Source organism: Mycobacterium sp. 852002-51613_SCH5001154 (assembly GCF_001667425.1).
GTDB lineage: Bacteria > Actinomycetota > Actinomycetes > Mycobacteriales > Mycobacteriaceae > Mycobacterium.
Genome location: NZ_LZII01000083.1, coordinates 351019 through 362469, shown reverse-complemented (window position 1 = coordinate 362469; position 11451 = coordinate 351019). Strand labels below are relative to the sequence as shown.

Genomic DNA, 11451 nt, shown 5'->3' with positions numbered 1-11451 from the left:
CACCGCTGTGCCAGAGATAGGAGGTGCGCGGCGGTGACGACCGACCCCGATACCGGCCCCGCCGTCGACACGGGGCCACCGCCCGCGGCGATCATTGCGGCGGTCGCGGTGGCCGTCGTGGCGATCGGCGTGATCCTGGTGATCGCGGCGAATCGTGAGGCGCCGCCGCAACCGGTCGCCGTGCCCGCCGCACCGGCGCCGCAGGCCGACAGCCCCGCCTGCCGGGCATTGGCCGGGGCGCTGCCGCAGCGGCTCGGCGACTATCAGCGCGCGCCCCTCGCCCAACCGGCGCCCCATGGGGCCGCCGCGTGGCGGGCCGGCCCGGACGGCGAGCCGGTCGTGCTGCGCTGCGGACTCGACCGTCCCGCCGAGTTCGTCGTGGGATCGCCGATTCAGGTCGTCGACCGTGTGCAGTGGTTCGCGGTGCGCCCCGAACAGCAATCCGCCGGTGACGCGGGCAGGTCGACCTGGTACACCGTGGACCGGCCGGTGTATGTGGCGCTCACGTTGCCGTCGGGATCGGGCCCGACGCCGATCCAGCAACTCTCCGAGGTGGTCGACCGCACCATCGCGGCGGTGCCCATCAACCCGGGGCCGGCGGCGGGCTAGTCCGATGGTGGCGACCCGCATCGCCCGGCTACGCCGCGCTCGCGATCGCCACTAGTCCGATGGTGGCGACCCGCATCGCCCGGCTACGCCGCGCTCGCGATCGCCACTAGCGCAGGCCCACGCCCCGGGCCAACGCCGTTTCGACCATGGTCGCCAGCAGGGTCGGGTAGTCCACGCCGCTGGCAGCCCACATCCTCGGGTACATCGAAATCGTGGTGAACCCGGGCATCGTGTTGATTTCGTTGAGCACCGGCCCGTCATCGGTGAGGAAGAAGTCGACCCGGGCCAACCCCTGACAGTCGATGGCGTTGAAGGCCCGGATCGCCAAATGCCGGATGGTGTCGGCGATATCGTCGTCAACCTTGGCGGGCACGTCCAATTCCGCTGCGTCATCCAGATATTTGGTGGCGAAGTCGTAAAACGAATCCTCACGTCCCCGCACCCCGGCCACCCGGATCTCGCCCAATGTGCTGGCTTCTATTGTGCCATCGGGCATTTCGAGCACGCCGCACTCCAGCTCGCGACCGGTGATCGCCGCCTCCACGATCACTTTCGGGTCGTGCCGACGCGCCACCGCGACAGCGGCGGCGAGGTCCTCCCAGCGCGCTACCCGGGTGACGCCGATCGAGGAGCCACCCCGGGCGGGTTTGACGAACACCGGCAGACCCAGCCGCTCGCACTCATCGGGTCGCAGGGTCGACCGCGACGGGCGTAGCACCGCGTACGGGCCGACCGGCAGGCCTTCGGCGACGAACAGCTTCTTGGTGAACTCCTTGTCCATGCCCGCCGCGCTGGCCAGCACGCCGGCGCCGACATAGGGCACGCCGGCCAACTCCAGCAGGCCCTGGATCGTGCCGTCTTCTCCGTACGGACCGTGCAGCACCGGGAACACCACGTCGACCGACGCCAGGACCTCGCCGGCCCCGGACGAGAGGGAGACCAGTTGGCCGCTGCGCCGCGGATCCGCCGGCAGGGCCAGTTCGGTGCCCGACTGCGCGGTCACCTCCGGCAACTGCCGGTCGCTGATGGCCAGCGCATCCGGGTCGCCGTCGGTGAGCACCCACGACCCTTGCGGGGTGATGCCGATCGCGACCACCTCGAACCGCTCGGGGTCGAGATTGCGCAGGATGCTGCCCGCGGACACGCACGAGATGGCGTGCTCGTTGCTGCGCCCGCCGAAGACGACGGCGACGCGAACGCGGCTTCCGCTGGCACTCACAACCTGGAGAGGCTACCGGTTGTGCGGCACGCGGGCCGGGCGGCGGGCCGCTAGCTGGGGTTTCGGTCGCCGCGCGGCAAGTCACTCGGGCTTGGTCCTGCGGCCCAGCAGCAGGGCCATCGCCTCGTCCACCAACAGCCCCTTGTGGCAGACCCGGTGCACGGCGTCGGTGAGCGGCATCTCGACGTCGTAACTGGACGCCAGTGCCAGCACCGACTCGCTCGATGTCACGCCCTCCACGACATGCCCTTCCCTGGCCTGCATCGCCGATTCCATCGTCCCGCCGCGACCCAGGCGTTCACCGAAGGACCGGTTGCGCGAATACGGCGACGTGCACGTCGCGACCAGGTCACCCACCCCGGCCAGCCCGGCCAGGGTGGTGCCCTTGGCGCCGAGCGCGATGCCCAGCCGCATGATCTCCGCCAGACCGCGGGTGATGATCGCCGCCGCGGTGTTCTCCCCGAGTCCGACCCCGGCCGCCATGCCGCACGCGAGCGCGATGACGTTCTTGCACGCCCCGCCGACCTCGGTGCCGACGACATCGCTGTTGGTGTACGGGCGGAAATACCCGGTGTTCAGCATGCGCTGCAGGGCGACCGCGCGCCCGGAGTCGCTGCACGCGACGACGGTGGCGGCGGGCTGACATTCGGCGATCTCGCTGGCCAGGTTGGGCCCCGAGACGACCGCGACCTGAGCGGGATCGACACCCGTCACCGAAACGATGACCTGACTCATCCGCATCAGCGTGCCCAGCTCGATGCCCTTGGCCAGGCTGACCAGGGTGGCGCCGTCGGGTATCAACGGCGCCCACGCCTCGAGGTTGGCCCGCATCGTCTGCGCGGGAACCGCCAGCAGCACCGTCGAGGCAAAGCCCAGCGCCTCGGCGGCGTCGGTGGTCGCGCGGACGTTCGCCGGCAGTGTCGCGCCGGGCAGATAGTCGGGGTTGGAGCGGGAGGCGTTGATCCGGTCGGCGACCTCGGACCGACGGGCCCACAGCATGACCTCCGCGTCGGGTTCGCCGGCCTCGACGAGCACCTTGGCCAGCGCGGTGCCCCACGCCCCGGCACCCATGACCGCGACGGCGCCCTTCGAACCGGTCATCCGCTATCCCCGTCTGTCGTCTCCCGTGTTGCAGCCGCTACACCCTAGATCAGCGGCCGTCACGCGAGCTAGGGCGTCCGCCTTCAGCGGTCGCTGGCAGGATGAGATCTCATGAGCGGCACACGAGCCGACGATGCGGGTAGAGACGTTGCCCTGATCGTCGCGGTCAAGCGGTTGGCCGCGGCCAAGACGAGGCTGGCCCCGGTGTTCTCGGCACGCACCCGGGAGGGCGTGGTGCTGGCCATGTTGATAGACACCCTGACCGCCGCGGGCCGCGTCGGTTCACTGGGCTCGATCACCGTCATCACGCCCGACGAGGCAGCGGCCGCCGCGGCGACCGAGCTGGGCGCCGAGGTGCTCAACGACCCGACGCCCGAGGGGCACGGCGACCCCCTCAACAACGCCATCGCCACCGCGGAACGGGCGGTGGGCGGTTTTTTCCCGAATGTCGTTGTGCTGCAAGGCGATTTGCCGGCGCTTCAAACGCAGGAGCTGGCCGAGGCGATCGCCGCCGCGCGTCATCACCGGCGCAGCTTCGTCGCCGACCGGCTGGCGACGGGAACCGCCGCGCTCTTCGCCTTCGGCGCTCCGCTCGATCCGCAGTTCGGTTCCGATTCGTCGGCGCGACACCGACGTTCGGGTGCGATAGAGCTGACCGGTGCGTGGCCGGGCCTGCGCTGTGACGTCGACACTCCCGACGACCTCGCCACCGCGCGCCGGCTGGGGGTGGGTGCGGCGACCGCTCGTGCCCTCGCCCAGCAGTGACTCATCCGTCGACGCGGCGTACCTGTCCACGCGGTTAACGACGACCCAACGGCGAATGGATGTCCGTCGAGCGCTAGCAGCATCGGCGCGTGATGAGCAATGATCGCAGGGTGACTGAAATCGAAGCTGAGGCGCGCCCCGAAGAGAACTTGTGGCATCAGGGCGACTCGGCTGTGGCAGCGCCGCCCGCCGCGACGCACGCCGCACTCACTGACCTGCCGGAGGACCGCTATCTCAACCGGGAGCTGAGCTGGCTGGACTTCAATGCCCGGGTGCTGTCGCTGGCCGCCGACAACTCGTTGCCGTTGTTGGAGCGGGCCAAGTTTCTGGCGATCTTCGCCTCCAACCTCGACGAGTTCTACATGGTCCGGGTCGCCGGCCTCAAGCGTCGCGACGAGATGGGGCTGTCCGTGCGCTCCGCCGACGGCCTGACGCCGCGCGAGCAACTGGCCCTCATCGGTGAACAGACGCAGCGGATCGCGACCCGGCATGCGCGGGTGTTCCTCGATTCGGTGCGACCGGCGCTCGCCGGGGAAGGCATACATATAGTCACCTGGGCCGATTTGGATCAGGGTGAACGCGACGAACTGTCCACCTATTTCCACGAACAAGTCTTTCCCGTTCTCACGCCGCTCGCCGTCGATCCCGCTCACCCCTTCCCGTTCGTCAGTGGGCTGAGCCTGAACCTGGCGGTCATGGTGCGCCAGCCCGAGGAAGGCGGCCAACATTTCGCGCGAGTCAAGGTGCCCAACAACGTCAATCGCTTCGTGGAGCTGGGCGCACGCGATACGGAGGACAGCGAAGGCCCCACCATAATTCGCTACCTGCCAATGGAAGAGCTGATCGCGGCCTTCCTGCCGGTGCTGTTCCCCGGCATGGAGATCGTCCAGCATCACGCTTTCCGCATTACCCGCAACGCGGACTACGAGGTCGAAGAGGACCGCGACGAGGACCTGCTGCAAGCGCTGGAACGGGAATTGGCGCGCAGGCGGTTCGGGTCGCCGGTGCGACTAGAGGTCGCCAACGACATGACCGAGAGCATGCTGGAACTGCTGCTGCGCGAACTCGACGTGAACCCGGGCGACGTCATCGAGGTGCCCGGCCTGCTCGATCTGTCGTCGTTGTGGCAGGTCTACAGCCTCGACCGGCCGGCGCTCAAGGACCCGGCGTTCGTTCCGGCAACCAGTCCCGCATTCGTCGACCGCGAGACGCCCAGGAGCATCTTCGCCACCCTGCGCGAAGGCGATGTGCTGCTGCATCATCCATATGAGTCGTTCTCCACCAGCGTGCAGCGATTCATCGAGCAGGCCGCCGTCGACCCCAATGTGCTGGCGATCAAGCAGACGCTGTACCGCACATCCGGCGATTCGCCCATCGTTCGGGCGCTCATCAACGCCGCCGAGGCCGGCAAGCAAGTGGTGGCGCTCGTGGAGATCAAGGCGCGCTTCGACGAGCAGGCCAACATCCGCTGGGCGCGCGAGCTGGAACAGGCGGGCGTGCATGTCGTTTACGGGTACGTCGGACTCAAGACGCACTGCAAGACCTGCCTGGTGGTCCGCCGCGAGGGTTCGACGATCCGGCGCTACTGCCACATCGGAACCGGCAACTACAACGGAAAGACGGCGCGACTGTACGAGGACGTCGGCCTGCTGACCGCGTCTCCCGAGATCGGGGCCGACCTGACGGACCTGTTCAATTCGCTGACCGGCTACTCCCGCAAGGTCTCCTACCGCAACCTTCTGGTCGCCCCGCACAGCATTCGCACCGGCATCATCGAACGCGTCGAGCGTGAGATCGCCGCCCACCGCGAGCACGGCGGCGGGCGGATCCGGCTCAAGATGAATGCGCTCGTCGACGAGCAGGTCATCGACGCGCTGTACCGCGCGTCGCTGGCGGACGTGCGGGTAGAGGTGGTGGTGCGCGGCATCTGCGCGCTGCGCCCCGGCGCCGAAGGATTCTCGGAGAACATCACGGTCCGTTCGATTCTCGGTCGCTTCCTGGAGCATTCCCGCATCATGCATTTCAATCGCATCAACGAGTTCTGGATCGGCAGCGCGGACATGATGCACCGCAACCTCGACCGGCGCGTCGAGGCGCTGGTTCAGGTGAAAGATTCCCGGCTGACCTCATACCTGGACGACCTGTTCGAGTCCGCGCTGGACCCGTCCACCCGGTGCTGGGAGCTGGGGGCCGACGGACAGTGGATCGCGTCACCGCAGGACGGCCACACCGTGCGCGATCACCAAGTGTCGTTGATGGAGCGACACCGCAGTCCGTAGCCCCTGCGTGGTGATTTACGGTTGTTCTCCGGCCGCATCGCAAACGTGTGCGCGGTCCCGACCGAATTGACCTGCAGGAGTTGAGTTGCCGACCAAGAGCTCATCCACCGCTCGGCGTCCGGGAAGCCGGATCGTGTACGCCGCCGGCGCGGTCTTGTGGCGGCCGACCGATTCCTCCAACCCCGGCCTCGAGCTCGCGGTGATCCACCGCCCCCGCTACGACGACTGGTCGCTGCCGAAGGGCAAGGTAGACCCGGGCGAGACGGCGCCCGTCGCCGCGGTGCGGGAAGTGTGCGAGGAGACCGGGCAGCATGCGGTCCTGGGCCGGCGGCTCGACATGGTGAGTTACCCGATCGAGGCGGGCGTCAAGAAGGTCTACTACTGGGCGGCGCGCAGCACCGGCGGGGACTTCATCCCCGGCAACGAGGTCGACGAACTGGTCTGGCTGCCGATGCCCGAGGCACTCAAGAAGCTCAGCTATTCACATGACCGAAAGATGTTGCGCCACTTCATGAAACACCCGGCCGACACGCGTTCGGTGGTAGTGGTGCGGCATGGCACGGCGGGACGGAAATCACGGTTCAAGGGCGACGACACCCAGCGACCGCTGGACAAACGGGGACGCGCGCAGGCCGAGGCGCTGGTTCCGCAGCTGCTGGCCTTCGGCGCCACCGACGTGTACGCGGCCGACCGCCTGCGCTGCCACCAGACGGTGGAACCGCTGGCCGAGGAATTGGGCGTGACGGTGCACAACGAGCCGACCCTCACCGAGGAGGCCTACGGCAAGAGCCCCAAACGTGGCCGGCACCGAATGCTCGAGATCGCCGAGCAGCAAGGCACACCGGTCATTTGCACTCAGGGCAAGGTGATCCCGGACTTGATCTCCTGGTGGTGCGAACGGGACGGGATACGTCCCGACAAGTCGCGCAACCACAAAGGCAGCACCTGGGTGCTCTCACTATCGGGTGGCCGACTGGTGGCGGCCGACCACATCGGCGGCGCGCTGGCCGCCAACGTGCGGGCCTGACACACGAATACCCTTCGGGCGCACCGCTGCGGCCCGAAGGGTATTCGCGTTGAGAACTCGGCTGTTGCCTTAACGGCGACCGCGACGCGCGGTGGCCTTCTTGGCGGGAGCCTTCTTCGCCGCGGTCTTCTTGGCCGGAGCCTTGGTCGCGGCCTTCTTGGCCGGAGCCTTCTTGGCGGGAGCCTTCTTCGCCGCGGCCTTCTTGGCGGGAGCCTTCTTCGCCGCGGCCTTCTTGGCGGGAGCCTTCTTGGCGGCGGTCTTCTTGGCCGCGCCGCTTGCCACTACACCACGCTTCACTGCAGGTCCTTCCGACGGGAGACGCTGTGCGCCAGAGACAACCGCTTTGAATTGAGCACCAGGACGGAACGCCGGGACGGAGGTCGGCTTCACCTTCACCGTCTCGCCGGTACGCGGGTTGCGGGCCACCCGGGCCGCGCGGCGCCGTTGCTCGAAAACACCGAACCCGGTAATGGTGACGCTGTCGCCCTTGTGCACGGCACGCACAATGGTGTCGACGACGTTCTCGACGGCGGCGGTTGCCTGCCGACGGTCGGTGTTCAATTTTTGAGTGAGCACATCTATGAGCTCTGCCTTATTCATCCAATCCCTCCGACGCTAGTGGTCCTCGATTTGAACCGACTAGTGCACACGGTAAACCCTCACCCAGCAAATTTCCAAGAGCCACGCGCAATTTCAGGGTCGGACAATCCGAGGTTTCGCAATCCGGTTGCCGCCCTTGACCGGTGGCGGGACTTGGAAATCGGCCCGGTTTAGTTAGGTGAGCGAGAAGAAATTCCGGCGTTCTCGACCGTTCAGGAGGCGGGCAGAGTGCGCGGTTTCCACCGCGGATAGGTGGCCTCGTAAGATTCGATTTTGTCGAGTTTCCGCAGCGTAAGGGCTATATCGTCGAGGCCTTCGAGCAGTCGCCAGGCGGTGTGGTCGTCAATCTTGAACGGCAACACCGTCGTTCCCGCGGTGATATTTCGATCTTGAAGATTGGCAGTGATTTCCAGTCCCGGGCTCTGCTCGATGAGCTTCCAAAGGAGTTCCACGCCGTCCTGAGAAACTTCGGCCGCCAAGAGGCCCGCCTTGCCGGCGTTGCCCCGGAAGATGTCACCGAATCGAGACGAGATGACCACCCGGAACCCGTAGTCCATGAGCGCCCACACCGCGTGCTCGCGCGACGAGCCCGTCCCGAAATCCGGGCCGGCGACCAGGACGGTCCCACGGTCAAAGGGGCTGAGGTTGAGGATGAATGAGGGATCCGAGCGCCAGCTGGCGAACAACCCGTCCTCGAAACCGGTTCGGGTGACCCGCTTCAAATACACCGCAGGAATGATCTGATCGGTGTCGACATTGGACCGCCGCAACGGCACACCGATACCGGTGTGGGAGTGAAATGCTTCCATGCTCATCTCTTCTTCTCGATTGGGTCAGGTCAAATCGGCCGGGGCAGACAATGTGCCGCGAACCGCCGTCGCGGCGGCCACGGCCGGCGACACCAGATGCGTGCGGCCGCCTTTCCCCTGGCGCCCTTCGAAGTTGCGGTTGGACGTCGCCGCGCACCGCTCCCCCGGCGCCAGCTGGTCCGGGTTCATTCCCAGGCACATCGAGCAGCCCGCCTGTCGCCATTCGGCGCCCGCTGCGGTGAAAACCTCGCCCAGCCCTTCGGCTTCGGCCTGCGCGCGCACCCGCATGGACCCGGGCACCACGAGCATCCGCACCCCGGGCGCCAGCTTGCGACCGCGCAGCACGTCGGCGACCACCCGCAGGTCTTCGATACGACCGTTGGTACAAGAGCCCACGAACACGGTGTCGACCGCGATATCGCGCATCGGAGTGCCCGGCCGAAGGTTCATGTAAGCCAAGGCTTTCTCGGCGGCCTGCCGCTCGGCGTCGCCGGTCATCAGCTCCGGGTCGGGAACGGCCGCGGCCAGCGGCACGCCCTGCCCAGGGTTGGTTCCCCACGTCACGAACGGGCTCAACGATGTTGCGTCGAGGTGCACCTCGGTGTCGAAGACGGCACCGGGGTCGGTGTGCAGCTCCTGCCAATAGCGCATCGCCGCGTCCCATTGCGGCCCCTGCGGCGCGTGCGGCTTGTCGCGCAGGAATTCGAAGGTGGTGGCGTCCGGGGCCACCATGCCCGCTCGGGCACCGGCCTCGATGCTCATGTTGCAGATCGTCATCCGGCCTTCCATCGACAGCGATTCGATGGCGCTGCCGCGGTATTCGATGACGTGCCCCTGCCCGCCGCCGGTGCCGATCTTGGCGATCAAGGCAAGAATGATGTCCTTGGCCGTCACACCGGCGGGCAATTCGCCGTCGACATTGACCGCCATCGTTTTGAATGGCCGCAGCGGCAAAGTCTGGGTGGCGAGCACGTGCTCGACCTCCGATGTGCCGATGCCCATTGCCAGTGCGCCGAATGCGCCGTGCGTCGACGTGTGACTATCACCACAGACAACGGTCATTCCCGGTTGGGTCAGCCCCAATTGCGGCCCGACGACATGCACGATGCCCTGCTCGATATCGCCCATCGGATAAAGGCGAATGCCGAATTCGGCGCAGTTGCGGCGCAACGTCTCGACCTGGATGCGCGACACCGGGTCGGCGATCGGCTTGTCGATGTCGACGGTGGGCACGTTGTGATCCTCGGTGGCCAGCGTCAGATCGGGCCGACGCACCGGCCGGCCGGCCAGCCGCAGCCCGTCGAAGGCCTGCGGGCTGGTGACCTCGTGCACCAGATGCAGATCGATGTAGATCAGGTCGGGCGCGTCATCGCTCCCTTTATCCACAACGTGGTCTTCCCAGACCTTTTCGGCCAGGGTGCGCGGCTTGCCGGATCCCATCTGAAAATTCGCCTCGATTCCCTCATCTGCGGCTCGCGGATCGACCATGGGCTGTGATCTCAGAATGCGAGACGCTAGTATCTCTTTGTGAGACAGCATAGCGGCATCGGCGTCCTCGACAAAGCCGTGGACGTCCTGCACACCATCGGCCAATCCCCGTGCGGATTGGCCGAACTGTGCGAAAGAACCGGACTGCCCAGGGCCACCGCGTATCGGCTGGCAGCGGCGCTGGAGATCCATCGCCTGCTGGCCCGCGACGACGAAGGACGCTGGGGACTCGGTCCGGCCCTCACCGAGCTCGCCGCCCATGTCAACGATCCGCTGCTGGCCGCCAGCGCCGGGGTGCTTCCCTTGTTGCGCGAGGCCACCGGCGAAAGCGTGCAGCTGTACCGCCGCGAGGGCACCGAACGAGTCTGCGTGGCCGCCCTGGAACCCGCTGCCGGCCTTCGCGATACGGTCCCCGTCGGGGCGCGATTGCCGATGACGGCGGGCTCGGGCGCCAAGGTGCTGCTGGCCCACAGCGACGCGGCGACGCAAAAAGCGGTGCTACCGGCGGCGAAATTCACCGAGCGCACCCTGGCCGAAGTGCGGCGGCGCGGCTGGGCGCAAAGCGTGGCCGAGCGCGAGCCCGGGGTGGCGAGCGTGTCGGTTCCCGTGCGCGACGGCCGCGGTGCCGTCATCGCCGCCATCTCGGTGTCGGGACCGGTCGACCGCATCGGCCGGCGCCCCGGTGCGCGCTGGGCTGCCGATCTGCTGTCCGCGGCCGAAGCGCTCACCCGCCGGCTCTGAACGTGGCGGGGCGCTTCCTCTGCCACCAGCGCACACTCGACCGCTCGCGGCCTGACAGACTGGCCGCCATGGGAACCAATCAGCGCGCGAGCATCGTCATGTCCGAGGACGAAATCGCCGACTTCGTCGTCAAGAGCCGCACCGGGACGCTGGCTACCATCGGCCCCGACGGCCAGCCGCACCTGACCGCAATGTGGTACGCCGTCGTGGACGGCGAAATCTGGCTGGAGACCAAGGCCAAGTCGCAGAAGGCCGTCAACCTCAAACGCGATCCCCGGGTGAGCTTCCTGATCGAGGACGGCGACACCTACGACACCCTGCGTGGAGTTTCCTTCGAGGGCGTCGCCGAGATCGTCGACGACCCCGACGTCTCACACCGGGTCGGGGTCAGCGTGTTCGAGCGGTACACCGGGCCCTACACCGACGAGATGAAGCCGTTCGTCGAGCAGATGATGAACAAGCGCGTCTGCGTGCGCATCGTCGCCCAACGCGCCCGCTCGTGGGATCACCGCAAACTCGGCCTGCCGGCCATGCCGGTGGGTGGATCCACGGCACCGGCCGTGCTGGGCACCGGCCAATAATTTTTTGTAGCCCCGATGGGATTCGAACCCACGCTACCGCCGTGAGAGGGCGGCGTCCTAGGCCGCTAGACGACGGGGCCGGACACGATCCGGAGAGTCAGCATAGCTCACACGCAGAGGCCCACCTAATCGCTTGAGGTGGCGAGATTTTTGCTGGGGTACCAGGACTCGAACCTAGAATGGCTGAACCAGAATCAGCTGTGTTGCCAATTACACCATACCCCATTGGCTG

General features: G+C 67.2%; 10 protein-coding genes, 2 tRNA genes and 1 pseudogene. 6 read left to right on the top strand and 7 right to left on the bottom strand.

Annotation, left to right across the window (positions count from 1 at the left end; all coding sequences use genetic code 11):
- The first annotated feature begins 33 nt into the window (after window positions 1-33).
- On the top strand, window positions 34-609 hold the full coding sequence (locus tag A5750_RS23605; RefSeq protein ID WP_067266129.1) for a DUF3515 domain-containing protein: 576 nt from the start codon (window positions 34-36) through the stop codon (window positions 607-609).
- Window positions 610-715: 106 nt separating this feature from the next.
- Here the strand turns inward: A5750_RS23605 and A5750_RS23600 are convergent, their stop codons facing one another.
- Together A5750_RS23600 and A5750_RS23595 are read right to left on the bottom strand one after the other, a co-directional pair.
- Window positions 716-1828 (bottom strand): D-alanine--D-alanine ligase family protein, encoded by a 1113-nt coding sequence (locus A5750_RS23600; RefSeq protein ID WP_067266127.1) that lies wholly within the window; start codon window positions 1826-1828, stop codon window positions 716-718.
- Between the two features lie 81 nt (window positions 1829-1909).
- Window positions 1910-2929, bottom strand: a complete 1020-nt coding sequence (locus tag A5750_RS23595) for an NAD(P)H-dependent glycerol-3-phosphate dehydrogenase (RefSeq protein ID WP_066952508.1) — start codon at window positions 2927-2929, stop codon at window positions 1910-1912.
- Window positions 2930-3040: 111 nt separating this feature from the next.
- Between A5750_RS23595 and cofC the strand changes: the two genes are divergently transcribed.
- The 3 genes from cofC (at window position 3041) to A5750_RS23580 (ending at window position 7000) form a co-directional block, all read left to right on the top strand.
- A complete protein-coding gene (cofC, locus tag A5750_RS23590; RefSeq protein ID WP_067266125.1) occupies window positions 3041-3694 on the top strand; it encodes a 2-phospho-L-lactate guanylyltransferase in 654 nt (217 codons plus the stop codon).
- Window positions 3695-3783: 89 nt separating this feature from the next.
- Window positions 3784-5973, top strand: coding sequence for an RNA degradosome polyphosphate kinase (locus tag A5750_RS23585; RefSeq protein WP_067266123.1), 2190 nt, complete (start codon window positions 3784-3786; stop codon window positions 5971-5973).
- Between the two features lie 85 nt (window positions 5974-6058).
- The gene (locus A5750_RS23580; RefSeq protein WP_067266121.1) at window positions 6059-7000 is read left to right on the top strand and encodes a bifunctional NUDIX hydrolase/histidine phosphatase family protein; all 942 of its coding nucleotides are present in this window, start codon (window positions 6059-6061) and stop codon (window positions 6998-7000) included.
- Between the two features lie 90 nt (window positions 7001-7090).
- Here A5750_RS23580 and A5750_RS23575 read toward each other — a convergent pair.
- The 3 genes and pseudogenes from A5750_RS23575 to leuC form a co-directional block, all read right to left on the bottom strand.
- Window positions 7091-7600 (bottom strand): annotated as a pseudogene (locus tag A5750_RS23575) (HU family DNA-binding protein); the annotation flags it as partial.
- A gap of 212 nt (window positions 7601-7812) precedes the next feature.
- Window positions 7813-8409 carry a 3-isopropylmalate dehydratase small subunit gene (gene leuD, locus A5750_RS23570; protein WP_066952690.1) on the bottom strand — a complete coding sequence of 199 codons (597 nt, stop codon included), beginning with the start codon at window positions 8407-8409 and terminating at the stop codon, window positions 7813-7815.
- Window positions 8410-8433: 24 nt separating this feature from the next.
- The gene (leuC, locus tag A5750_RS23565; protein WP_066952688.1) at window positions 8434-9849 is read right to left on the bottom strand and encodes a 3-isopropylmalate dehydratase large subunit; all 1416 of its coding nucleotides are present in this window, start codon (window positions 9847-9849) and stop codon (window positions 8434-8436) included.
- Between the two features lie 87 nt (window positions 9850-9936).
- Here leuC and A5750_RS23560 point away from each other — a divergent pair, with 87 nt between their 5' ends.
- The gene (locus A5750_RS23560; protein WP_067266117.1) at window positions 9937-10638 is read left to right on the top strand and encodes an IclR family transcriptional regulator; all 702 of its coding nucleotides are present in this window, start codon (window positions 9937-9939) and stop codon (window positions 10636-10638) included.
- A gap of 68 nt (window positions 10639-10706) precedes the next feature.
- Entirely contained in the window at window positions 10707-11219 is a 513-nt protein-coding gene (locus A5750_RS23555) for a pyridoxamine 5'-phosphate oxidase family protein (RefSeq protein WP_067266114.1), read from the top strand.
- A gap of 7 nt (window positions 11220-11226) precedes the next feature.
- Here A5750_RS23555 and A5750_RS23550 read toward each other — a convergent pair.
- A tRNA-Glu gene (locus tag A5750_RS23550) sits at window positions 11227-11299 on the bottom strand.
- Window positions 11300-11372: 73 nt separating this feature from the next.
- Window positions 11373-11444 (bottom strand) — tRNA-Gln (locus A5750_RS23545).
- Between the last annotated feature and the right edge of the window lie 7 nt (window positions 11445-11451).

Bases quoted from the DNA above. Each gene is read 5' to 3' on its own strand.
- cofC (WP_067266125.1), top strand. From the start codon at position 3,041: ATGAGCGGCACACGAGCCGACGATGCGGGTAGAGACGTTGCCCTGATC.
- A5750_RS23595 (WP_066952508.1), bottom strand. From the start codon at position 2,929: ATGACCGGTTCGAAGGGCGCCGTCGCGGTCATGGGTGCCGGGGCGTGG.
- leuD (WP_066952690.1), bottom strand. From the start codon at position 8,409: ATGGAAGCATTTCACTCCCACACCGGTATCGGTGTGCCGTTGCGGCGG.
- leuC (WP_066952688.1), bottom strand. From the start codon at position 9,849: ATGGGATCCGGCAAGCCGCGCACCCTGGCCGAAAAGGTCTGGGAAGAC.
- A5750_RS23555 (WP_067266114.1), top strand. From the start codon at position 10,707: ATGGGAACCAATCAGCGCGCGAGCATCGTCATGTCCGAGGACGAAATC.